This is a genomic window from Thermococcus sp. GR6 (genome assembly GCF_012027415.1).
GTDB lineage: Archaea > Methanobacteriota_B > Thermococci > Thermococcales > Thermococcaceae > Thermococcus > Thermococcus onnurineus.
Window position 1 is genome coordinate 986216 of record NZ_SNUM01000001.1, and the last position, 22006, is coordinate 1008221.

A 22006-nucleotide genomic window follows, 5' to 3' on the forward strand; every position below is an offset into this window, starting at 1 on the left:
AAAGGCGGGGAAGGTTAAGAGATTTTTGGAAAGAAGAGTGCAACCAGCATACCCAGGAGCAGGCTTCCAGTGGCACCGTTGCCGAGTTCAAATGAGAGAACTATTAAGAGCATTAGGAGGCCAACAATTGTTAGGGCGGTTTGTCTCCGAAGCCTGGATACATCAACACCCTTCAGGAACCCCCTCCTGAAAATCAGCGATGAGAGGACTGCCAGAGTGACCAACACCAGGGCTTTTCCTATTTCAGGATAACCGAGCTTGGATGCCGCAAACTGCAACGGCGCCCCAAACGCAATAGAAAGAACAACGATAACTACAAAATCACCTATAAAATCCAGGATCATGTCAAAGAGACCCCTGCTGGAGTACATCTCATTCACCTCCGCAGTCGAGCGTTACATTGAAGACATCAACCTTCACCCAGCCGCCCTGGACTTCTTCGTAATAGGGTAGGATAAAACGTTCCAGGGCAGCGGCGTCCCATGATACCACGCCTCTTATGGGAAACATCCCGGCGATGTTTGAAAGCGGAGCATCTTCGGCAAGCTTTATCTCTACATCCACCTCGACCCTCTTAGGCCTCAGCTCCTCTGAGCCAGTCGTGTGGATGTAAACGAATATCACAGGTATCGTTGAGTCTCTCGTTCTGTTACTGAAGACCTCAAGGGGAAGCTCAAGCCTTCCGGAACCGTAGGGAGGCACTCTAACCTCGAAGTCGGAGAAGTAAACGTCCCATGGGCCGAGCTTCTGCGGATTGATATAGTCTCCCTGCCTTTCCAGATGTATAGTTCCAAGCGCTAGGAGAAGAGATGTACCCTCCACCGTCTCAAGTGTGACGTTTCCGTAGGGCGAGACCAGACCTACATCATGGCCCCTAATGCTCACATCACTCGGAACGAGGATTATGACGAAGTCCTTCTCATCCCTCAGTCTGCTCACGATACTGTCCTTTTTCCACTCCCACCCGAAAACCAGCAGGGTTCCGTTTTCCACTGGCTCAGCGGTCACCTGAATGCTTAAATCATCAGGCTTGGAGTCCCATTTGGACAAAAGTCCCTGCTGAGCGGCAGCGCTAAGGCCAAGGAAGATCCAACCAAATATTATAAGAGCCAATATGATTGCGACAAAGGCCTTATTCCCCACGTCACACCCCCAGATGGAATAACTTCCTAAAAATAAAAAGATTACTATTGGAAATATTATTCGATGATCCTCGTCCCAGTTCCTCCACCCAAGATCGCTCCGCTTAGCCTTCCAGCTATTTTGCCGTTCACGAACCAGACCTCCGAGAACTGGGCTATTTCTTTGGCCTCCCTGAGCTTGTTGACTATACCACCGGTGACATCTGTCCCGGCTGCACCGGAGAGCCTCTCGATTAGACTGTCAATCTCCCTGACCCTGAGCTCCCATATGAGATTTCCTTCGCCAGGTTTGCCGTCGTAGATGCCGTCCACATCCATGAGGAAAACAACCTTCCTTGGCTTCAGCATTTTGGTCAGGTATGTAATTATCTGGTCGCCAGAGAGTATGTCAATGCCCTTTTCAAGGTCAACTGCCACGTCGCCAAAAAGGACTGGAATGAACTTCAGCTCCACCAGCCTTTTAATGACCTCCACATCACCATAGGCGACTGAGCCACCCTCAGTTATGAAGACTGAGGAAGTAGAGACCGAGAAGGCCGGAAGGTTTTTCTCTAGGAAAAGGTCGATTATCTTTTCATTAAGCTCCAGCATCGCCTGATGAGTTTTTGAGAAGCCAATGCGCTTACTCTCTGGATTCGGCTCGATGCCCTCCCTGAGGTTGTACTCCTTCGCGAGTGGGTGACCATAGCTACCGCCACCGTGAACGATTACGAAATCTTCCTTGGGATAAAACTGGGCTATCTCACTTGCTATCTGACTCACAACGTCCTCGTGGAAGGACTTCTCCACATTCTTGTCACTTATAACACTTCCACCAAGCTTGACAATTATCATGGCAGAACCTCCTCTATCCTCAACCCTTCGTCACTGATTTTAGTTATCATCGGCGTTCCTCCGGCGATGGTTATTGCAGTTGCTACCTCACTCTGCTTCTCAGGGGCGAGGGCGTACATGCATCCGCCTCCTCCAGCACCGGTTATCTTCGCTCCTAGCGCTCCGGCTGTTCTGGCAGCGTAAACAAGCTCGCTGAGCTTCTTGGTAGAAACGCCCAGTGCATCAAGCAGGCCGTGGTTGATGTTCATGAGCCTGCCAAGTTGGACAAAGCGGACTTCATCGTCGAGTTCGGAGAGGAGAACGTCCTTGGCTTTCTCAACTATCTTGCCCATGGAAACGAGAATCGGCTCTATAACTTCAGGCATTTCCTCGTAGTTCCTTCTGACCATCGCAACGAGCTCTTTAGTAGAGCCACTTGAGCCGGTGTAGCCGACAACTATTGGCAGCTCCATGAAGGGAAGGTGCTCGAAGTTGCCCTTCTCGTAGTGAAGGAAGCCACCTATGGCCGAGACAGTTGGATCTATCCCGCTCGAAGCGCCTTGGACAAGGAGCTCGACTCTGTGGCCAAGTTTGGCGATTTCCTCGTTGCTCAGCTCCAGACCGAGAAGCCTTGAGACCGCACCAATGGTGGCAACCGCAACGGCCGCTGAGGAGCCCAAACCAGCTCCAACGGGAATCTGTGAGGTTATCGAGACTGTGACCCCATTTCCGTTCTTGTCGGCCTCTTCGCGAACAAGCTCAATCGCCTGTCTGACGTAGCTTAAAACCTCGGCGGCCTTACCGTAGTCACTCTCGAAGTATATCTCGTCCTCTGAGAAGGAGACTGTCAATCCGGGCACCTTGATGTCCTTGGCCTCTATCTTTATCGCCCCTTTGTTGTTAAACTCTGCCCAGACATAGGTTCTTAGATCTATCGCAGCCGCTATGGCAGGCTTTCCATAGACAACGCTGTGCTCGCCGAAGAGGATAATTTTAGCAGGAGCTGATGCGAGAACCCTCATCTCTGACCCTCCAAACAAGAAAAGGAAAGGAAGTTTATGTGAGTTTTGGTCAAATCAAGCTCACTTCCTGAAGACTATAGAGGCATAGCCAACTATCGCGTCCGTGCTCCTGCTCACCTCAAAGCTCGTCGTGTAGTGTAAAAGCTCAGCCTCAAGAGCTCCAGCCAAGCGGGAGTAAACGATGGCAGTTCCAACTCCTCCCGGTCCACACATGGTGTGGTCCATCTTCCTCAGCTCGCCGAACATTCCTTTGACGTCAAAGTCGAGGATTTTCTGAATAACGCGGAAGTCCCACTCCTTGACGCGGTGTGGGAGCTCGTCTGCTCTAGCCCTGAAGGGCACGTAGCCATAGGCTGGGCCATAGTGCATGAAGTCCGTGCTCGCTATGACCACAACGTCTCTGTCGAGCTCGTTAGCGGCCTCGTAGATTGCTTTGCCAAGATCCTCCACAACCTCCTCGTCCTGGATGCCGAGGGTTATTGGAACTATCCTGACGTCCATTCCAGCTTTCTCGGCAAGGTACTGGATGAATGGCAGCTGAACCTCAATGGAGTGCTCGTACTTGTGGGCCAGCTCGTCGAGGTCTGCTATCCCAGAGAGCTTCGCTATGGTCTTGGCCATCTCTGAATCGACCTCGATTTCCCCCAGCGGGGTCAGCCAAGAGCCGGATGGATAGACCGCTATCGGCGAGCCGATGCCAGTGTGGTTCGGCCCGAGAATTACAAATGTCTCCGGCAGACTGTCCTCGTAGATAGCCTTAAATGTTCTTGAGGCTGTGTAGCCAGAGAATATGTAGCCTGCATGAGGCACAACCCCCGCTGTTATCCTCCTCTCGCTTCCGTGCTCACCCAAGTCTCTGAAGAACTTCTCAAGCATCTCGATGAGCGTTTCATCTCCAGGGTAAAAGCTCCCGGCCACGGCAGGATACCTCACCATAGTCTCACCCCAAAGAGGTTTCTGCTCCATATTTTATAGCCTTTTAGTTAGGGAAGACTTTTTATCCACAATTCTACAAGGTATTCTCACAAAAGCGATGGGTGATTGCCATGACAAAGTTCCTATCTGCAGACAGGCCCCAAACTGAGGAAGGCTATCAGTACCACATAGCATGCAAGCCGGGGGATGTTTCAAGATATGTTCTCCTGCCCGGCGACCCAGAAAGGGTTCCAAAGATAAGCTCTCTGTGGGATAAGGCAAAGGAGATAGCCTTCCACAGGGAATACAGAACTCACACGGGCAAATACAAGGGGGTTCCAATAAGCGTTACTTCAACCGGGATAGGTGGGCCCTCAACGGCGATAGCGATTGAAGAGCTCGCAGCCATTGGAGCAGATACCTTCATAAGAGTAGGCTCCACCGGCGCTATCCAGCGTGGAATGGAAATAGGCGACCTCATCATAGCGAAGGCAGCGGTTAGGCTCGAAGGTACATCGAAGCAGTATGTTAGAGTAGAGTATCCAGCCGTTGCCGACCTTGAGGTCACGCTGGCGTTGATCGAGGCCGCCGAAACTCTGGGAGTCCGCTACCACATTGGCATAACCGCCTCGACCGACAGCTTCTACCTTGGCCAGGGACGGCCTGGCCTAAACAGCTACTTCCCGAGCTTCGCCAGGAACATCCTCGACGACCTCAGGCAGGCCCGGGTCACCAACTTTGAGATGGAAGCGGCAACCCTCTTCACGCTGGCGAACATCTACGGCCTCAGGGCTGGCTGTGTCTGTGCCGTCTTCGCCAACAGAGTAACCAACGAGTTCGGCAAGGCTGGTGAGAAGGAGGCCGCCTTAGTTGCCAGCGAAGCCGTCAAGATACTCGCCGAATGGGACGAGGAGAAGGAGCAGAAAGGCAAGAAAGTGTGGTTCCCGGGATTGAGGAAGCTTTAGCTATTCTGTTTGACCTTTAATTTTCTGTGGAATTAACTTGCGTCACGCGAGACTCTTTGAATTTTTGTTCAATCTTCACAATTTCATGAAACATCCAAAAAATTAGCAATATTTGTGACACTTTATATCAATAATTTAATATTTAGAAACTAATTGTTTTGATTATGCTAAAATACGCCACAAGTCTTATAATCAAAATATTCAAAGATAAATAATGGGGGTTTTCAATATGGTCAAGGTAAAAACTGTAAGGGAATACTTGGGAGAAATCACCCCTGGGGGGATTTTGCTATTATCATATGACCAGTACTCTTTGGGTTGGAAAATTGGAGTTAAACTTGTGAAAGAAGAGATAGAGAATGGAAATTTTGCACTTTTAACTAATGTTGCGGTTCCTTTTAGAAAGTTCTGTGCAAGAATAGAGGCCGCTGGATTAGATGTGATTCAGGAGGGTAAAAATGGCAATCTAGCGATAATAAATGTCTTTGAAGGAGAAGCCCACTACGATTTCGTTTACAATGTGGACAAGGTCGATGGGGGAACCTTCATTTCAAAATATGTTGAAGTCAAAAAGCAGATAACTAAAAAATACAATTTAAAAGAAAGGAAGGTAGTTCATGCGTTTGTAACTTTAGACACATTATACGAGCGGTTTGGAGCGTCTACTGTGAAGAAACTATTCCAAGCGCGTTTGTTTGCTGGTGAAAAGCTGGTGGAGAAGGGATATTGGTTCTGGGATATCCTTATTGTCAATAGGGACGTTGTACCCAAAGAGCTTCACTCTTGGATGGTCAGCATTAGTGATTATGTAATATTTACACAAGGCATCCTGAAGGAGAATGAGTTTGTTGAGAATATTGCAGTGCTAAAAGGACTATCTAGAGAATTCAGACCGGTGATACTTCAGATGAAAACTCCCTCGGTACTAACACCCCGAGAAAGAATCCACATTTAAGCGCCCAGTGTGCATGTCAGAAAAGAACAATTATGGCGCCCCGGCGGGGATTTGAACCCCGGACCTCGAGGTCCGCAGCCTCGCGCCCTATCCAGACTAGGCCACCGGGGCACTGCCCGCTAAACCTTCTTAGGGACGCTTTATAAATTTAACCTTTTTCTGCCACCGAAAGATTTATAAAGCGCCCAGAGGTGAGTATCTAACGGGCCGCGCAGTGCGGTGGTAGTCTAGCCTGGTCTAGGACAGCGGCCTGCCACGCCGCTGGCCCGGGTTCAAATCCCGGCCACCGCACCACAAATTTTGCTTGTACAAAGTTTGATCAAAGGTTTCTGGCCGTTCTAAAATGCTCTCTTTAAGCGCGTATTCATGCTAGAATTACTGTTTTTTGGTAGGATTCCTCGTTAAAGAGAAATGGAAACAGGATAAACAAAAGAAAACCTCAAGTCCTCAGCTTCGCGAGGGCATCTTCGGCAGCCTTGACTATCTGGTAGCCGACGGGTGAGGCAGTAAGGAGGGGATGAGTGGCTATCTGCAGCGTGTAGAGTTCGCTCGCGGTAAGGCGCTTCTGTATCGCTAGGGCGAGTATGTTTATCATCTCGCCAACGCTCTTTCCGCCGGCTATCTGGGCACCGAGAATCGCTCCCCTATCCCTTGAGAATATCAGCTTGACCGTGACCATTGAAGTGTCGGAGAACTTCGCCGGATGCCTGTCCGGTCCTTTTCCGTAGCCGACTATGACCTCGAAGCCCTCCCTTTTGGCCGCCTCTTCGGTTAGACCCGCCGCAGCCAGGGTTAGGCCGGCAACGTGGGTGGAGTAAACGCCTATTGTTCTCCTGTTTTCCCTGACTATCTGGAGCTTAAAGAGGTTAGCCCCAGCGATTCTCGCCTCGAAGGTTGCGGTTGATGCGAGCATTAAGCCATAGGGCTTGCCCGTGAAGAAGTCCCTGTGCTCGACACAGTCACCGACTGCAAAGATGTCCTGGTGAGAAGTCCTCATGTACTCGTCCGTCCAGATGCCGTAGCGAGTAACCTTCAGGCCGGCTTTGATGGCCAGGTCAACATTCGGGCGGTAGCCAATGGAGAATATCACCATATCAGCGTCAAGCTCCTTACCGTTGACTAGCTTAACCTTCTCGACCTTTTTGCTTCCCAGAAGTCTCTCAACCTGGCCGTAGACGATATTTATGCCAGCCTCCTTAAGTCTCCCTTCGATCATCTCGCTGAACTCGGGGTCAAAGGAGTTCCTCAGGAGCCTGCTCCTAACGAGAATGGTTACGTCCTTGCCGAGCTTTCTTATCTCGTCGCCAACTTCGAGGGCTATAAAACCTCCACCCACGATAACGACTTTTTCGGCGCTCTCAAGCCTCTCGCGGAGAGCTTTCAGGTAGTGGTAGTCCTTAGGAACGGTATAAACATCCTCAAGCTCAGTCCCTGGTAGCTCCGGAAAGACTGGCTTCGAGCCAGTTGCTATGACGAGTTTCTCCCAGGCAATTTCTTTTCCGCTCTTAGTCCTCACAATCTTGGCCTTCGGATCTATCTCGACGACCTCATCGACGAGTGTCTCCACACCGAGGGGCTTGAGAAACTTTTCGGCTGGAAGGATATCATCGTCAACACTCTTGAAAGTTCCAAAGATGTAAGGAATACCGCATGGAATCATGCCGGTTTGCTCCTTCTTAATTACAAGAACACTCTTGTCAGGATAAAATCTCTTGGCGGAGATCGCAGCGGTTAATCCCCCCGCGCTCGCGCCTATGACAACAACATCATACTTCATATTAGGCCCTCCTAAAGCTTTTCAGTAAGGGTTGCCCACCAAAGGATTTTAACCTTTCGTCAACCTTGGATTTAAAACGCAAGCACGGAAGATTTGATCAATGAAGAAAAGAGAACAGAAGAGTCACTCTCCGGTCGCACCCTTGAGGGCATCCTTACAGCCGCAGCGCCTCTCCCCAGGAATATACTTGATGGACTTCATGAGGAGGTACTTTATCTCCTCGCTCTTCTGGGCCATGAGCTCGACGACCTCTGTGTGGGTGAGCTTCTCTCTGCTTATTCCTGCCGCGAAGTTGGTAACTATCGCCACGCTGGCGTAGCACATCTCAAGCTCCCTGGCTAATGCCGCCTCGGGGCACTGGGTCATGCCGACGACATCCGCACCGAGTATTTTGAGTGCTCTTATTTCGGCCCTCGTCTCGAAGCGTGGGCCCTCCATGCAGGCATAGGTTCCCGTTGGGTGGTATTTGAAGCCAAGCTCTCTAGCGGCGGTGATGAGAGCTTTCCTCAGCTCAGGGCAGTATGGATCAGTGAAATCGACGTGGGCGACGAACTTCCTGTCGTGGGGACTCTCGTCTCCGTCATAGAAAGTGTAATGCCTAGTCTTTGTGAAGTCCATGAGCTGGTCGAGGATGACAAAGTCACCCGGTTTCATGGCCTCGTTGAGCGAACCAACGGCCGAAGTCGAGAGAATTCTTTCAACACCGAGTTCGTGGAGGGCCCAGATGTTCGCACGGTAGTTTATCTTGTGAGGTGGAACGCTGTGGCCTTCACCGTGCCTTGCCAGGAAAGCTATCTCCTCTCCGTTGTACTCCCCTATCTTCACCCTGACCTTCCCGTACGGGGTGCTGACCCATTCCTCTCTGACGTTCTGCAAAAGCTTTGGGTCGTAGACTCCAGAACCTCCAATAATGGCTATCCTCGGCATGGTATCACCTGAAGAAAGAAACGGGAGAGGCCTTAAAACATTAGTGTTTTTCCCAGATGGCCTTCTGGTGCATAGCCTTCTCCTCGATGTTCTCCTCAAGCCTACCCTCGGTCTGGAGCTCGAGGATTTTGGTGAGTATCTCGCTAAGCAACCAAGAGCCCCATTTGGGATCCTTAACTTCAAGGGCAGCATCGATGGCTCCGTCTATGTCCCCAACTTTGAGTTTCGCCACAGCTATGCTACCGAAGGCAAGGGAACGGAGATAATGACCCCGGACACGCTGAGCAAAGCTTAGTGCATCATCGAACTTTCCGAGTTTGGCCAGGTATGTAGTGACCTTAACGAGGAGAGCATCATCGTTTGTGCGATTGCCTATCTTCTTTATGAGAGGCTCGTACTTTTCATCCACAGGTTTACTGAGGAGTTGATCAAGAATAAAGCCGGTGATTTCCTCAAACTCCGAACCTTTCAGGAAGCCGATAAGGTGAGAAAGTAGCTCCTCCCTATCCAAGGACGTCTCAACTATTCCCCTGAAGATAGACAGTCTAGCATTGGGGGAAAGTCTCTCGAGTATCCTCGCCACGAACTCGAGCTCCCCCTGGTTGCCTAGTCCAACGAGGAGCGATTTCAGAACATCAAAGCCTGTCTCAGACGACATGCTGAGGGCTATCTCAACGAACTTTTCGTAGGTGGCCTTGGGAACGTCTGAGGTTTTCAGGTAAACTGCTACTTCCTTCATGGCTTCCCCTAGCCAGTACTCGCTCTTCAGCTCGGAGAGAATCCTGATAGCACTTCCAAACTCCTCCCTCTTGAGATGCTCCTTTATGGCTTCAATTGCACCTATCGAATGCCAAGGCTCGTCATCAATTTGTTCTATAATGAGCTTGGCCTTACGCATATTGCCCTTCTTGAGGTAGACGCGAAGTATTTTCAGAAGGAGGTCGTTGCGCTTTACAGTGTCATCAATGTCCGTGACGTAGAAGAGGGCATCATCAGTCATGTCCAGCTCTAGAAGCTTGATCACCAGTTCCTCTAGAAGATCGTCCCGCAGTGGCAGAGGAAAGGCCATTATAGATTCGTAAGCCTGATGAAACACCTTCCGAGCTGTTTTTGAACCGGTCCTCTCGAGGTACGTCCCTATCTCCATCAGTGCTTTAACCATCAGAACAGGGTTTTCAATAGAAGCCGTAGCAGTGAATGCGTACTTAAAAGCAGTTTTATATCCCGGGTTCTTGGCCCTGTGCATATAGTATCCTATTTTAGCGTAAGTGACCGCACGAAGATACTTGTCCCTAATATCAGAAGCTAATCTAAGGGCCTCACGATAAACATCCACTGGCATAATTTCCACCGGAGAAATTTATGATATCGGAGTATTTAATTATTTCCAGCATGTAGAACACAATGGGATATATCTAGTCAAAAAACGAAAGATCAGCCAAGCTCGTCGTAAACGACACCCACTACTTCACCATCGTCGAGGGACACGAAGCTTACCTTTGTCTTCTTGCCGCTCTTAGGATCCACAACAACAAAATCCGGCTTTGAAAGGTACTTACTGGCGGGCATCTTCCAGACATCGCCGTAATGGGCCCTGAGCTCCTTCAAAAATCTATCCGCATCACGTCTAATTACCGTTGTCACTGGTATCACCGTTTATATGTACCACTTAAAAGTATAAAAGGTTTTCCATAGACATTCGTTAAAGTTAATATCGACAATTGTCTATTACGCGCCCTTTATGCACACCAATGAACTCTGGGGAACATTCAACTCTCTGGAAATTGGCCTGCACTTCGCCTTAAGCAGGAAGAATATTCTCGAGTCCTTTAAATCGCTCAGCGTCTCAAAGTTTGCCTGCCCCTTCGCGATGACGACATCAACCTTTCTGAAAATCTCCTTGAATTCCTTGGATACATATTCCATGGGAGCCCCCGGAAGGCATGAGCCTGTGGAGACCACATGAGCCAGCTCTTCAAAGCCAGCTTCTCTCAAGTCTTCAACGGTTGCATCGTTGATTATCGGTCCCTCTTTGGCCGCAACGTATATAGTGAGCCCAGGGAACAGTTTTCTTATGAGCTCAAGGAACAGTTTGTCAAAGTAAATTTCCCCACAGTTATCGAGGAGGTACAGCAGGCTCTTTGCCCTTCCTAGCTCTTCAAACAGCTCATTGCTCTCATCCACGTAGAGCTCTTCTCCAGCCATACGGAGGATGTCCTCCTCTATCTTTTCGGGGTCGTAACCGACCGCGAAGTCAATCACGTTACCAGCTATAGCCAGCTTCAGAGCCCTGCCAAAATCTTCTACGTCCCCAATATCAGCGGCAACCTTTGCTGCGAGTTTAGTAGAACGACGCTTGTAGTCCCTGAACGGATCATCATCTCCCAGAAAGCGGTAAAGTTCAAGGAATAACCTCCCACCATCGATTGCTGGCACAGAGCTTTCGTCAAAAAACTCACCAATTCTCCTGCCGAAAAAGACCATTGCTTCTCTGCGCTTTTTTAAATCCGGAGTGCTCATCTCAACTATTTTCTGGGCCTGATTTACAGCACATGCAATGCACTCGTAGTGAATCTTCATACCACCACCAAGGGAAATAGAAAAGGTTTGAACTTATAAAATCACTCCATGAGCCCCTCAACGTACTCGAGCTCCTCTGGGATGGGCTTCCTTTTCCTCTTCATCTCCCTCTCGAGCATGTACTCGTAGAGTGCAGTCATCAATATCATCTCTCTCACCCCCTTTGGCCTCTCCAGTTTATACTAACTAAATTTCAAGTTTAAAAGCCTTATGAGGCCCCAAAACTCCATAAATGTCCTTAGAATGTCTCTGTTCTCCCAAAAAAGCAATGATGACGGTTTTTGATATTAAATGAACAAGATTGGACAGTTTAAAGGGTTTTAATAGGGCCGTTTTTGCCAAAAGAATACATCAGAACGGGAAAAAGCAACCCAACCGTTTATAAACTTTGGAAACCCCATCACTACGGTGGGAGAAGATGGCCCTAGAAAAGCTTGGAAAGGCACTCAACAATGCCCTGAGAAAGCTCGCCCGTTCAAGCACCGTTGATGAGGCGACGATTAAGGAAGTAGTGCGAGACATTCAAAGGGCACTCATTCAGGCCGACGTTAACGTTAGACTCGTTCTCGACTTAACTAGGAGGATAGAAAAAAGGGCTCTGGAGGAAGAGCCTCCCACGGGAGTTTCAAAGAAGGAGCACATAATTAAAATAGTCTACGAGGAACTGACGAAGTTCCTTGGCACGGAAGCTAAGCCCATCGAGATAAAGGAGAAGCCGACGGTTCTGCTGACTGTGGGTATCCAGGGTTCCGGTAAAACGACCAGCATCGCAAAACTCGCCAGATACTTCCAGAAAAGGGGCTACAAAGTTGGTCTCGTATGTTCAGATACCTGGCGTCCAGGCGCTTACCAGCAACTCAAACAGCTTGTTGAACCCTTCGGCATAGAGGTTTTCGGTGATCCCGAGGAGAATGATGCAATAAAGCTCGCAAAGGAAGGCGTCGAGCACTTCAGAGAGAAGGGCGTTGACATAATCATCGTGGATTCAGCAGGAAGGCACAAGGAGGAGAAAAGCCTCATAGAGGAGATGAAACAGATAAGCGCAGCCATAAAGCCCCACGAGGTAATCCTTGTCATAGACGGAACCATCGGTCAGCAGGCTTACAACCAAGCGCTGGCCTTTAAAGAGGCCACTCCAATAGGCTCAATAATTGTTACAAAGCTCGACGGTTCCGCCAAGGGTGGTGGAGCGCTCTCGGCGGTTGCAGCAACTGGGGCACCCATAAAGTTCATCGGTGTGGGCGAGAGAATTGATGATTTAGAGCCCTTCGACCCCAAGAGGTTCGTCTCAAGGCTCCTTGGTCTGGGTGACATTCAGGGCCTTCTCGAAAAATTTGAGGAGCTCCAGAAGCAGCAGGAATTCAGGGAGGAAGACTTAGAGAAGTTCCTTAAGGGCAAGTTCAACCTCAAGGACATGTACGCCCAGCTTGAGGCTATGCAGAAGATGGGCCCGCTGAAGCAGATACTCCAGATGATTCCGGGAATGGGCTACTCCCTGCCGGACGATGCTGTCAGGGTTGGAGAGGAAAGGTTGAAGAAGTTCAAGGTCATAATGGACTCAATGACCGAGGAGGAGCTCGAGCATCCTGAGATAATCAACTACTCAAGGATAAAGAGGATTGCCCGCGGTTCAGGAACGAGCATCCAAGAGGTAAGGGAGCTCCTTCACCAGTACAATCAAATGAAGAAGATGTTTAAGAGCATGGATAAAAGGAAACTCTCCAAGATGGCCCGCAAGTTTAACCTCGGGGGGTTTGGGTTATGATAGAAGCCTTCGTGCTGGTTGTTGTCAAGCCTGGAACTGAGGAGAAGGTCTATAACGCCCTGACAGGGGAAAAACACATTAAGGAAATATACCGCGTCTACGGCGAGTACGACATAATCCTCCGTGTGGAGGTTGAGAACATAGGGGAGCTCGACAGGTTCCACGACGAAATACTCAGAAGAATAAGCAACATCGAGATGACCGAGACCCTCATAGCAAGCTCCTACAGGGGGTGAAGGCTTGGAGAAGAGGTGGGTCGCGACCATCCACCTCGACACGCTGAAGGTGGAGTACGATCCCACCTTTAAATTTAAGTGTGTTGAGAACTGTGGAAAATGCTGCTACGAGCTGGAGATTCCGATTCGGGATGAAGATATAGCCCAGATAGAGGAACTCGGCTATAACGCATGGGAATTCGTTGATTATGAGAAGATGTTCTACCGTGGGGACAAGTTCTTAAGCTACGCCCTCAAAAAGCGTCCCTTCGATGGAGGTTGTGTTTTTCTCGATCCAGAGACCATGAGGTGTAAAATCTATAACCACAGGCCTCTAGCGTGCAGACTCTACCCTTTTGTCTTCGTGAAACATGGGAATAAAATGGAAGTCCACGTCAAGAAAGACCCCTTCTGCCCGGGTATTAACCATCCAGACGGAGAGCCTGTAACAAAGGAATTCCTCCTCAGAGAATATGGAGACATCATAGAAGATTACCGCAGGAAAGTTGTGAACACAGGCGAGTAACCGAAACATATTTATACATTTTCTTGTTAATTTTTGGCCACTGGAGGTGAGAGAATGAGTCAGCTAAAGTCGGTTCAGGAAAAGCTCAGGCTTGTCAGGGTGCTCAGACTGCTTAAGAAAAATTACACTTACGAGGAGCTCTCTAAGATAACGGGCCTCCCCATTACAGTCCTCAACAGATACGTCAGGGGAAAGGTCCTTCCGAGCACTGAAAGAACAAGAGAGCTCCTGGAGCTACTGCTCCCTTATATAAACATCGAGGAGGAAGTTAGAAGGAGGATAAAATTCGATGAGTACGGCTTTTTCGACAACATGCCAGTCCTTAGCGACACGGCATTGATGAGCCTTATAGCGGAGGACGTTGCAAGCAGATACATGGACAAAAACGTTGACAAGGTTCTCACTGCTGCAACCGATGGAATAGCACTTGGTGTTCACATCGCAAGGGAGCTCAACGTCGATGTTGTATATGCCAAGAAGAAGAAAGAAGTCGGCGTCGAGAAGTTCTACGAGGTCAGTTACGTCCCAAGCGCTTCGGGAAGCGTTACGACACTCTATCTGCCACAGTGGGCACTCAAAAAGGGTGAAAATGTCCTCATAGTTGATGACGTCATTAGGAGCGGTGAGACTCAGAAGGCACTCTTAGGAATGTGCAGACAGGCAGGGGCGAAACCAGTCGGCATGTTTTTCCTCATAAGTGTCGGGGACATCATAGATCGCCTGAAGGAGGAGTACAACATTCCAGTGGAGAGCCTCATAAGGCTGGAGTGATCCAAATGAAGGTTTTAATCTACAACGTCGATGGCCTAACGATTCCCGTGGAGGTCGAGCCCGGCCTCCCCTTCACATTCCACTGCAGCATCGAGGAGTGCGGAAAAGAGATAGTCATTGAGGGAGTCGTGAAAACCGTCAACGAGGATGAATTCAACAGGGTTCTCGAAAACACGATAGCTGAAAACTCTGATTTTGAGAGAATAAGGGGGATAACGGCTAGAAACCTGATATTCGAGGGGACTGTAAACGGAAAAGAGGTTAGACTTCCGGTGGAAAGCCTCGATGACTTCGCAAAGCGCTTCATGGAGGAGATCTTAGTCCTCCGTTAGTTTGAGCCTTAGGTCTTCTTTCACCACCTGCATGGCGACGCTCGTGTTCGTTTTTTCCACACCGTCCAGCGAGAGGAGCCACTTAACAAAGCGGTTCATATCAGCCCTGTCTTTGAACTTGGCGATAACCACAATATCGAACTCACCGGTTATGTCGTAGACCATTATCACCCTGTCGTTTTCGGCAATCTGCCGTTCAATTTCGGTGATTTTCCGCCCCTGAGCTTTTACCCCGATAACAGTCGTAAGGCCGAAGCCAAGCTTCTCGTAATCGAGGATTGGTGCAAATCCTTTTATTATTCCCTCTTCCTCCATACGCTTAATCCGATTGTAGACAGTGCCGACGGCAATTTTAAGTTCGCGCGCTATCTCACGGTAGGAGAGACGAGCATTTTGCTGGAGCAGGGAAAGTATCCTGAGGTCGAGTTCATCCACCATCCTCACCACCGGAGAGAATAGACCGTAAACTTTAAATACCCTTCCCTTTGAGGGAATAGCGGGCAGTGGACCGGTAGCCTAGCTAGGATAGGGCGGCGGCCTCCTAAGCCGCAGGTCCGGGGTTCAAATCCCCGCCGGTCCGCCAGCACACTAAAATTCTGCCGATCAGAGTTTTATCAGGGTTTGCATATCGCTTTTAGAATGACCGTCTTTCAGTGGATTTACTCCCCAATTGCAAGTCTTATAGTGTTTCACTCATAGAAACCTCCCACTCACTCAATTTGGAGTTAAATCCACATTAAACTCCAGACTTACAAAGACGTGCAAACTCAATTCAGTCCGCTTTTACTGGCTAACACCTGACCAAACTTTGCGAGACAAAAAGCTAGAGGAGGTGAGAGCATGGTGGAGGACGCCCTCCTGCTCTACATAGCAAGTATAAACTCTGAGAAAAGACGTAAGAAGAAAAAGCGCTTCCTCATCTGAACCCTTCCGAAACCTTTAAATATTTTTCCGATTTTTAGTTAATTTGGGTAAGAAAAAAGTTGGGGGTGATGGCCATGGTCTACGTAGCTGTTCTGGCAAACATCAATGGTAACCTTCCAGCACTCGCCAAGGCTCTTGAGAGGATTGAAGAGCTCAAAGAGGAAGGATATAAGATTGAGAAGTACTACATCCTCGGGAACATCATTGGACTCTTCCCATATCCAAGGGAAGTCCTTGACACTCTGGATGACCTCATAAAGAAGGACACCGTCAAGGTCATTCGCGGCGAATTCGACCAGATAATAGCGGCGAGCGATCCCCACGCGGAAGGCCCGGACTACATCGATAGGCTCGACATTCCCATGCATATAAAAGTGACCCTCAAGCACACATGGGAGGTACTCGATCACGAGGGGAGGGAATTCATCCGCGACCTGCCGGTATACCTTGTGGATAGGATCGGCAAGAACGACGTCTTCGGAGTCTATGGAAGTCCCCTGAACCCGTTCGAAGGGGTCGTTCTTCCAGACCAGCCGACGAGCTATTATGAATCTATAATGAGGCCTGTCAAGGACTACGAGATATTGCTCGTCGCCTCACCAAAGTACCCAGTGAATGCTATGACAAGATACGGCAGGGTTATCTGCCCAGGAAGTGTGGGCTTCCCACCTGGAAGGGAGCACAAGGCAACCTTCGCCCTTGTTGACGTCGATACACTTCACACCAAGTTCATAGAAGTAGACTATGACAAGAAGCTCGTCGAGGAGAGGATAAAGAGGGAAGGCCTCCCAGAAGGGCTCATCAGGATTCTCTACCACGGAAAGATTTGAGCAGACCCAGGATCTCTTTAACATCTTTTCTCCCATAGGCTAAAAAAGTGAGGAATCCAATTAGGAGTGCAATTTTTGACAGAAAGATCAGCGACTGGAGGACAAGGGCAACGATGAGGGGGCTGTATATCCCCCAAGAAATCCCGAGCAGTTTGCGAGAGTAGTGGGCGGAGCCAATGAGTATAACCCAGTACCCCAAAAGAAGGCCGAGCATAACGCCGATCGAACCGGAGAGAGGTATCAGATAAAGCCACAAGAGGAAAGAAATAACCGCACCAAGGAGTGCAACAATCGTCCCGTTTCTCACGTAGGCCGTCGAATTGAGGGCAACTATGCTCGGGTTGTAAGAAATGTAAACTTCCATCGCCATCAGGGCAATGTAAAAAGCCGGACCTACATCGAAGCTGAAAAAGAAGGACAGAACCTCTCTACCAAGGAGCATGAGAACAAATATTGCCGCGCCAGTTACTAGAATTAAAAGCCTTGTTGTCTTCTCAGCTAGAAACTTGATGTACTCATTCTCATTCTTTCCATACTTATAGGAAAAGAGAGGCATTATCGCGGACTGAAGCACCTGGGGAAGGTAAGTGAGCAGGAATGCAGCCGAGAGAACCGCAGAGACTTTTCCTGCTACTTCAGCCCCTGCTAGGTATTCGCTCATGAAGTAAGGTCCCTGAATGAGAAACACACCCGAAAGCGTGCCGAGGAATGCAATGGATGAGTAGGATAGGAGAAGCTTAAGTTCACGCTTTCTGGGCCTTCCTATGAGGTTAAATTTCACCAAGTAGACAAGGGCAAAAGCAGAGATGAACCCAAGAAAGAGCAAGTAGGGAGCAAAGACATCATGCACCAAAAAGCCTGTCAGGAAGCCCAAAAAGGCGAGTGTTATTAAATAGGCGTAGTGCTCACCGCGGTGGATACCATAGAGGAAGCTCCTTAGAGTAAGCTGTACCCCTCTAAAGGTCGCCAGAAGAGAGAGGTAAACGTTAAATGGAAGCAACAGAAGACCGGTCAACGGAAGGAGAAAAGAGGGAAGCGTGATTGAACGAATGGCCTCCCCCCTGTTACTTCCAAGAAACTCCGATGCATACTTCCCGAGGGCAACCGCAAAGAAGCTCAGGGGAATCGCCAGAAAGAAGGCCTGCGAAATCAGGGAGTTTGCCCGACCGAGCTCTTCAACACCAAACCTCCTGGAGACGATTACACTGTAGAGAAATCTGCTGATTCCCGTCAGTCCCAGGGCAATTATCGATGCCAGTGAATGCCTCAGGAGAACGCGGCGCTCGTAGCTCATGGATAAAAAGATAGGAGTGAAGAATTTAACCTTTACTGAAGCCAAGATAGAAGCCAGCTATGAATGCACCGGTTCCCGGCAGAATCCCAAGGGCTTTCTGGCCAAGGGACGCTATCTGAGCCGTTAGATCCCCCGTGAGGTTGAAGAGCTTGTCGGTGTTTATTGTTATCACTCCCTTCTGCTGAAGCCAGAAGAGGCTGAGCAGGTAGGCGCCTATTAAAGCCATCGCCAACTTCATGACCTTTTTGACAGCAAATCCTGTCAGAAATCCTGCTATTCCACCGACACCCATATCCCCAATCATGGCATTTAGGTTCAAATCCATTCACACCACCACTGACACCTACATCAATGGAAGATAAAACGTTTTTGCCCAAAATGTTTAAATTAAACGACTTCAAAATATTTACAGATCATAAAAGATAAAAGTCATAAAGGATAAAAATTTGGGAGTGGGAGCATGACGAGCCCCATGGAGAGACTCAAAAATAAGATTACCAAAGAGGTTCTGTGGCTCTACATCCTCCGCCTGCTCAGAGAGAGGCCAATGTACGCCTACGAGCTGAAGGAAAGGATAAAAGAGGCGTTTAATTTCGAACCAGCAACCGTTAGCTCATACGTTGTCCTCTACAAGCTGGAGAAGGACGGCTACGTAACAGCGGAATGGCAGGAGAGCGAAACCGGGAAGCCCTCAAGGAAGTACTACAGGCTCACGCCTGAGGGGAAGAAGCTCCTCGAAGAAGGAATAGCTTTTCTCGAGCAGATGCTCTCGAAGCTCAAGGAATAAATGCCTTCTTCAAAATTTCTCAAATCTTCTTAGCATCTAGGTGTCAATGAAATATCGAAGAAAAGCCCCAAATGGAGAAATACAAGAGGGCTAAAGCCCTCAGCGTCCTATTCCACCGCGCGGTTCCCTGGCCTTCGGGCGAAGACCCTTGTAGCCGCACTTCCTGCACTTCTTTGCCTTCCACGGGTTAGTGGCACCGCAGCGCATGCAGATGTACTTCCTAAATATCCTAGCCTCAGCCTCCGGGAATCTCGGCATCGTAATCACCCCATGATCTTGAATCCAACACACCTATTCCTTCTCACTTTTAAAGCTTTGGTGCGGGGGACGGGATTCGAACCCGCGCAGCCCTACGGCAGCGGATCTTAAGTCCGCCCCCTTTGGCCAGGCTCGGGCACCCCCGCGCGAGGGAGAGTAAATTGGGGAAATTAAAAAGCTTTGCCCTCAGGTTCTAACTATGCGCATCTCAAAGTCCTCAATCGGAACTTTGAAGTCCTCCCTGCTCTCTATCTCCTTCCTGTTGTAGAGTATCTCACGGGCTAGGATCCAGTAGATGAGCGCGAGGGCCTTCCTACCCTTGTTGTTGGTTGGAATGGCGACATCGACATAGCTAAGGAAGTTCTCGGTGTCGACGAGAGCAACGATCGGAACGCCTATCTCAATGGCCTCCTTCATGGCCTGGTGGTCTGCCCTCGGGTCAGTGACTATGAGAACGTCTGGCTCGAAGAAGTTCTTGACCTGCGGGTTGGTCATGGTCCCCGGAAGGAAACGGCCCGGTATGGCTCTGGCGCCGGTAACCTCGCCGAACTTCTTGACTGGCTTCTGGCCGTAGAGCCTGACGCTCACAGCGAGGATACTCTCCGGATCAAACTTGGCGAGGAACTTGCCGGCAATCCTAAGCCTCTCGTCAGTCTTCCTGACGTCGAGGACATAGAGGCCGTCCTGCCTAACGCGGTAGATGAACTTTTTCATGTCCTGGGTCTTCTGCTGGGTTCCGATGTGGACACCGGCAGCAAGGTACTGGTCGAGTGGAACGAGGTATTCCTCCATTCTTCACACCTCCTTCATCCTTCAAAGGTTATTATCCTACCTCTTTCGCCCAAATCTTCGGCGATTCTTATCAGCTCGTTCAGCTTGGCGATGGAATCCTTCCTCAGGACCATCGCCGGGCATCTCAAACCCACCGCAAGGTGGGCCAGTGCCTCGTCGGAGGACTCGTAGAGAGCCTCCGCGAGGATTGGAGTAATTCTCTCCGACTTCGCGTCGTTCACAAGGTTGTATAAGTCGGTGAGCGTGCCCAGATTGATAGGCTTTATGGACAACGCATTATAGTAGCGCCTGTCGAGTATGTCCTTCTCGCGGAAGAGGTGCTCGCCGTCCACGAACACCTCGTGAGTACCAGCTATTAGCTCGAGGAACAGCTCTTCGTCGCCGATAGGCTTTATGTAGGCTACGTTGTTGTCCTCGACGATTGAGAGCACTTCTTCGGTCTCCATTGGCCTCTTCTGGACGAGACCAAGCGCCACCTCAAGGCCAAGCTCATCACCAGCTTTTTCAGTGGCTTTTGACAGAGCCTCAACAGTGCTGCCCTCGGCGTTCTCAAGCACTTTTGTAGCCGCATCGACCACGTCGGTTATCTCCATGAGGTCACGGACCATAACGTAGTAGTCGAAGTTCTCACCGCTGGCTATCTCGAGGATTGGAACGGGCAGTTCAGTGGTGAAAGTTCCACCGATGTAGCTGTAGAGAGGCATCCTCTTGACGCTCGCCGCGGCTTTGGCAACTGCTATCGAGACGGCCAGAGCTGTGTTGGCACCAATGTGGCTGAAGTCCTCGGTGCCGTCTATCTCCCACAGGTAGCTGTCTATGAGCTCCTGTTCGCTCGCGTCGAAGCCTATCAGCTCGGGCCCTATTATCTCGTCGACCTCGCTGACAGCCCGATGGGCCTCAGCTATGTAGAGGCTCGGGTTCTCGTCTATCGGAGCCGCGAAGCGGCCGAAGCCCGAGCTCGTAATAACGTCTACCTCAACGGAGTACTTCCCACCCTTGAGCACCGCGACCCTGCCGATTACGTTCTCTATCACCGTCATCTCTCATCAGCTCGGCCTTATTACGGTGAGCGGTATTATGCCCTTCTCGAACTCGAGCAACGCGGCATCGAGCGGCGTGATTCCTTCCGGGACGTCTATGAGTATGGGCGCACCCATCGCTATCTGGAGGGCCCTCGCCCCCACAATCCTCGCCCTTTCAAATCTCGTGTACTTAAACATTCCAACCACCCGTGCAAATTTTGGTGGGGCCGCCGGGATTTGAACCCGGGTCTCCGGCACCCCAAGCCGGGAGGATAGACCAAGCTACCCCACGGCCCCCCAGAAATGCAGTTTTTTCAGTATACCCTGTAAACCATTACCTGGTCGATGAGCTCGACATGGCTCAGCAGGGTTCTCCTGCAGCAGTACCTCTCGATCCCGAGATCATCCAGGACCTTCTCGGGATCCTCGCCCTTCTCAACGCGGGCCTTAAACTCATAGTATTTGTCGCCTATTACCTTTCCACACGTGAAGCACCTGACGGGGACTATCACCCGTATCACCTTCTCAAATGAATATTAAAGGGGTCAGCGGTAGGACTTCTGCCTCTTGGCCCTTGGACCCTTAGTGGAGCGGTTGGGCTTGTGCGGCTCGGTTCTCCTGCTATCTCCGACGAGCATTGTCCTGTCGTACTTCATAAACTTTTCCTTGAGGTTCATGTCGTTTGTCCACTCCACGAGGGCCCTGGCAATGGCAACGCGGGCAGCCTCTGCCTGACCCATGAAGCCGCCGCCCTCGACCTTGACGTCGATGTCAACCTTGTTGACGATCTCCTCGCCGGCAAGGACGAGAGGCTCCATGATTGTGAAGCGCGCAATTTCTGGCTCGATTATCTCAACCGGCTTGTGGTTGATCCTGACGCGACCCTTTCCTTCCCTAATAGTGGCCCTTGCAACGGCCGTCTTCCTCTTTCCAGCAGTCTGGATGACCCTCATTTTCTCTCACCTCAGAACTTTCCACCGAGGAACTTGGCGACCTCGCCAACGGTAACGTACTTGGGTGTGGCAAGTTTCGACATGTGGGCCTCGCTTATGGTTTCAAGCTCCTTGCCCTCGAATTCCTTCGGAATTCCAACGTAGACCTTGAGCCTCTTGAAGGCCTTCCTTCCGCGGTCAGTCTTCCATGGAAGCATGCCCCTGACGGTTCTCCTGACTATCTCGTCGCTCCTCTTGGGGTAGAACGGACCCTTCCTTGGGTTGGTCCTGGTTCTCAGCTCGGTCCTCTGCTTGTACTTGGCGAAGATGTCCTCTCTGTTGCCGGTGATGATGGCCTTCTCGGCGTTAACTATGACCACTTCCTCGCCCTCAAGGAGCATCTTGGCAACCTTCGAGGCGAGCCTTCCAAGTATGAGTCCTTCAGCGTTAATAATCCTCATG

At 50.1% G+C, this 22006-nt stretch carries 29 protein-coding genes and 5 tRNA genes; 11 read left to right on the top strand and 23 right to left on the bottom strand.

Translation table 11 applies throughout. The annotated features are described in order from the left end of the window. Nucleotides 1–14: 14 nt before the first annotated feature. From E3E32_RS05435 to E3E32_RS05455, 5 genes are read right to left on the bottom strand one after another with little or no spacing between them, the layout of a single operon-like run. Nucleotides 15–371, bottom strand: a complete 357-nt coding sequence (locus tag E3E32_RS05435) for a hypothetical protein (protein ID WP_167730693.1) — start codon at nucleotides 369–371, stop codon at nucleotides 15–17. A gap of 1 nt (nucleotide 372) precedes the next feature. Next, nucleotides 373–1143, bottom strand: a complete 771-nt coding sequence (locus tag E3E32_RS05440; RefSeq protein ID WP_167730695.1) for a hypothetical protein — start codon at nucleotides 1141–1143, stop codon at nucleotides 373–375. A 56-nt stretch (nucleotides 1144–1199) separates the two neighbouring features. Then, nucleotides 1200–1976, bottom strand: coding sequence for an isopentenyl phosphate kinase (locus E3E32_RS05445; protein ID WP_167730697.1), 777 nt, complete (start codon nucleotides 1974–1976; stop codon nucleotides 1200–1202). After that, nucleotides 1973–2995 (bottom strand): mevalonate kinase, encoded by a 1023-nt coding sequence (locus E3E32_RS05450; protein WP_370456356.1) that lies wholly within the window; start codon nucleotides 2993–2995, stop codon nucleotides 1973–1975. The genes E3E32_RS05445 and E3E32_RS05450 overlap by 4 nt, the downstream gene beginning before the upstream one ends. Before the next feature lie 42 nt (nucleotides 2996–3037). After that, entirely contained in the window at nucleotides 3038–3913 is an 876-nt protein-coding gene (locus E3E32_RS05455) for an MEMO1 family protein (protein ID WP_167730701.1), read from the bottom strand. A 110-nt stretch (nucleotides 3914–4023) separates the two neighbouring features. Between E3E32_RS05455 and udp the strand changes: the two genes are divergently transcribed. Both udp and E3E32_RS05465 read left to right on the top strand, forming a co-directional pair. Next, complete coding sequence (gene udp, locus E3E32_RS05460) at nucleotides 4024–4857, top strand: uridine phosphorylase (RefSeq protein ID WP_167730703.1); 834 nt, start codon at nucleotides 4024–4026, stop codon at nucleotides 4855–4857. Between the two features lie 214 nt (nucleotides 4858–5071). After that, the gene (locus E3E32_RS05465; protein ID WP_240910568.1) at nucleotides 5072–5812 is read left to right on the top strand and encodes a hypothetical protein; all 741 of its coding nucleotides are present in this window, start codon (nucleotides 5072–5074) and stop codon (nucleotides 5810–5812) included. 33 nt (nucleotides 5813–5845) lie between these two features. Here E3E32_RS05465 and E3E32_RS05470 read toward each other — a convergent pair. Continuing rightward, a tRNA-Arg gene (locus E3E32_RS05470) sits at nucleotides 5846–5923 on the bottom strand. A 105-nt stretch (nucleotides 5924–6028) separates the two neighbouring features. On the opposite strand from E3E32_RS05470, the gene E3E32_RS05475 reads away from it, so the two are divergent. Further along, nucleotides 6029–6106: transfer RNA gene (locus tag E3E32_RS05475), tRNA-Gly, on the top strand. 145 nt (nucleotides 6107–6251) lie between these two features. Here E3E32_RS05475 and E3E32_RS05480 read toward each other — a convergent pair. The 5 genes from E3E32_RS05480 to E3E32_RS05500 form a co-directional block, all read right to left on the bottom strand. Then, nucleotides 6252–7589, bottom strand: coding sequence for an FAD-dependent oxidoreductase (locus E3E32_RS05480; RefSeq protein ID WP_167730707.1), 1338 nt, complete (start codon nucleotides 7587–7589; stop codon nucleotides 6252–6254). Nucleotides 7590–7712: 123 nt separating this feature from the next. Next, nucleotides 7713–8516, bottom strand: coding sequence for an S-methyl-5'-thioadenosine phosphorylase (gene mtnP / locus E3E32_RS05485; RefSeq protein WP_167730709.1), 804 nt, complete (start codon nucleotides 8514–8516; stop codon nucleotides 7713–7715). Nucleotides 8517–8556: 40 nt separating this feature from the next. Beyond that, nucleotides 8557–9858, bottom strand: coding sequence for a hypothetical protein (locus E3E32_RS05490; protein WP_167730710.1), 1302 nt, complete (start codon nucleotides 9856–9858; stop codon nucleotides 8557–8559). Between the two features lie 92 nt (nucleotides 9859–9950). Further along, the gene (locus E3E32_RS05495) at nucleotides 9951–10160 is read right to left on the bottom strand and encodes a hypothetical protein (RefSeq protein WP_012571084.1); all 210 of its coding nucleotides are present in this window, start codon (nucleotides 10158–10160) and stop codon (nucleotides 9951–9953) included. 84 nt (nucleotides 10161–10244) lie between these two features. After that, nucleotides 10245–11096, bottom strand: coding sequence for a damage-control phosphatase (locus tag E3E32_RS05500; protein ID WP_167730712.1), 852 nt, complete (start codon nucleotides 11094–11096; stop codon nucleotides 10245–10247). Between the two features lie 418 nt (nucleotides 11097–11514). On the opposite strand from E3E32_RS05500, the gene E3E32_RS05505 reads away from it, so the two are divergent. Genes E3E32_RS05505 through E3E32_RS05525 form a run of 5 tightly spaced genes read left to right on the top strand, consistent with a single transcriptional unit; the run spans nucleotide 11515 to nucleotide 14705 of the window. Further along, entirely contained in the window at nucleotides 11515–12861 is a 1347-nt protein-coding gene (locus E3E32_RS05505) for a signal recognition particle protein Srp54 (protein WP_167730714.1), read from the top strand. Then, nucleotides 12858–13097, top strand: a complete 240-nt coding sequence (locus E3E32_RS05510; RefSeq protein WP_167730716.1) for an Lrp/AsnC ligand binding domain-containing protein — start codon at nucleotides 12858–12860, stop codon at nucleotides 13095–13097. The genes E3E32_RS05505 and E3E32_RS05510 overlap by 4 nt, the downstream gene beginning before the upstream one ends. A gap of 4 nt (nucleotides 13098–13101) precedes the next feature. Further along, entirely contained in the window at nucleotides 13102–13602 is a 501-nt protein-coding gene (locus E3E32_RS05515) for a YkgJ family cysteine cluster protein (protein WP_167730718.1), read from the top strand. A 54-nt stretch (nucleotides 13603–13656) separates the two neighbouring features. After that, nucleotides 13657–14373: a phosphoribosyltransferase family protein gene (locus E3E32_RS05520; protein ID WP_012571078.1), complete on the top strand. Its 717-nt coding sequence runs from the start codon at nucleotides 13657–13659 to the stop codon at nucleotides 14371–14373. A 5-nt stretch (nucleotides 14374–14378) separates the two neighbouring features. After that, nucleotides 14379–14705 carry a hypothetical protein gene (locus tag E3E32_RS05525; protein WP_167730719.1) on the top strand — a complete coding sequence of 109 codons (327 nt, stop codon included), beginning with the start codon at nucleotides 14379–14381 and terminating at the stop codon, nucleotides 14703–14705. Here the strand turns inward: E3E32_RS05525 and E3E32_RS05530 are convergent. Next, nucleotides 14691–15143, bottom strand: coding sequence for an Lrp/AsnC family transcriptional regulator (locus E3E32_RS05530; RefSeq protein WP_012571076.1), 453 nt, complete (start codon nucleotides 15141–15143; stop codon nucleotides 14691–14693). The genes E3E32_RS05525 and E3E32_RS05530 overlap by 15 nt on opposite strands. Before the next feature lie 67 nt (nucleotides 15144–15210). Here E3E32_RS05530 and E3E32_RS05535 point away from each other — a divergent pair. Both E3E32_RS05535 and E3E32_RS05540 read left to right on the top strand, forming a co-directional pair. After that, nucleotides 15211–15288, top strand: a tRNA-Arg gene (locus E3E32_RS05535). 415 nt (nucleotides 15289–15703) lie between these two features. Continuing rightward, entirely contained in the window at nucleotides 15704–16459 is a 756-nt protein-coding gene (locus E3E32_RS05540; RefSeq protein WP_167731012.1) for a metallophosphoesterase, read from the top strand. Here E3E32_RS05540 and E3E32_RS05545 read toward each other — a convergent pair. Both E3E32_RS05545 and E3E32_RS05550 read right to left on the bottom strand, forming a co-directional pair. Next, on the bottom strand, nucleotides 16431–17753 hold the full coding sequence (locus E3E32_RS05545) for a lipopolysaccharide biosynthesis protein (RefSeq protein WP_167730721.1): 1323 nt from the start codon (nucleotides 17751–17753) through the stop codon (nucleotides 16431–16433). The two genes, E3E32_RS05540 and E3E32_RS05545, sit on opposite strands and share 29 nt — an antisense overlap. A 25-nt stretch (nucleotides 17754–17778) precedes the next feature. Further along, a complete protein-coding gene (locus E3E32_RS05550; protein ID WP_167730723.1) occupies nucleotides 17779–18078 on the bottom strand; it encodes an FUN14 domain-containing protein in 300 nt (99 codons plus the stop codon). A 135-nt stretch (nucleotides 18079–18213) separates the two neighbouring features. Here E3E32_RS05550 and E3E32_RS05555 point away from each other — a divergent pair, with 135 nt between their 5' ends. Next, complete coding sequence (locus E3E32_RS05555; RefSeq protein ID WP_167730725.1) at nucleotides 18214–18540, top strand: PadR family transcriptional regulator; 327 nt, start codon at nucleotides 18214–18216, stop codon at nucleotides 18538–18540. 99 nt (nucleotides 18541–18639) lie between these two features. Here the strand turns inward: E3E32_RS05555 and E3E32_RS05560 are convergent, their stop codons facing one another. The 9 genes from E3E32_RS05560 to rplM all read right to left on the bottom strand — a co-directional run bounded on the left by E3E32_RS05560 (nucleotide 18640) and on the right by rplM (nucleotide 22005). After that, complete coding sequence (locus E3E32_RS05560; protein ID WP_167730727.1) at nucleotides 18640–18798, bottom strand: 50S ribosomal protein L40e; 159 nt, start codon at nucleotides 18796–18798, stop codon at nucleotides 18640–18642. A gap of 58 nt (nucleotides 18799–18856) precedes the next feature. Further along, nucleotides 18857–18944: transfer RNA gene (locus E3E32_RS05565), tRNA-Leu, on the bottom strand. Between the two features lie 40 nt (nucleotides 18945–18984). Further along, complete coding sequence (gene rpsB / locus E3E32_RS05570; RefSeq protein ID WP_167730728.1) at nucleotides 18985–19590, bottom strand: 30S ribosomal protein S2; 606 nt, start codon at nucleotides 19588–19590, stop codon at nucleotides 18985–18987. A gap of 14 nt (nucleotides 19591–19604) precedes the next feature. Then, nucleotides 19605–20630: a hypothetical protein gene (locus tag E3E32_RS05575; protein WP_167730730.1), complete on the bottom strand. Its 1026-nt coding sequence runs from the start codon at nucleotides 20628–20630 to the stop codon at nucleotides 19605–19607. A gap of 6 nt (nucleotides 20631–20636) precedes the next feature. Continuing rightward, entirely contained in the window at nucleotides 20637–20810 is a 174-nt protein-coding gene (locus tag E3E32_RS05580; RefSeq protein WP_012571068.1) for a DNA-directed RNA polymerase subunit K, read from the bottom strand. A gap of 21 nt (nucleotides 20811–20831) precedes the next feature. Beyond that, a tRNA-Pro gene (locus E3E32_RS05585) sits at nucleotides 20832–20909 on the bottom strand. Nucleotides 20910–20926: 17 nt separating this feature from the next. Continuing rightward, the gene (locus E3E32_RS05590) at nucleotides 20927–21124 is read right to left on the bottom strand and encodes a DNA-directed RNA polymerase subunit N (RefSeq protein ID WP_055430130.1); all 198 of its coding nucleotides are present in this window, start codon (nucleotides 21122–21124) and stop codon (nucleotides 20927–20929) included. A 33-nt stretch (nucleotides 21125–21157) separates the two neighbouring features. Next, a complete protein-coding gene (locus tag E3E32_RS05595; RefSeq protein WP_167730732.1) occupies nucleotides 21158–21565 on the bottom strand; it encodes a 30S ribosomal protein S9 in 408 nt (135 codons plus the stop codon). 11 nt (nucleotides 21566–21576) lie between these two features. Beyond that, nucleotides 21577–22005 carry a 50S ribosomal protein L13 gene (rplM, locus tag E3E32_RS05600; protein WP_167730734.1) on the bottom strand — a complete coding sequence of 143 codons (429 nt, stop codon included), beginning with the start codon at nucleotides 22003–22005 and terminating at the stop codon, nucleotides 21577–21579. Between the last annotated feature and the right edge of the window lies 1 nt (nucleotide 22006).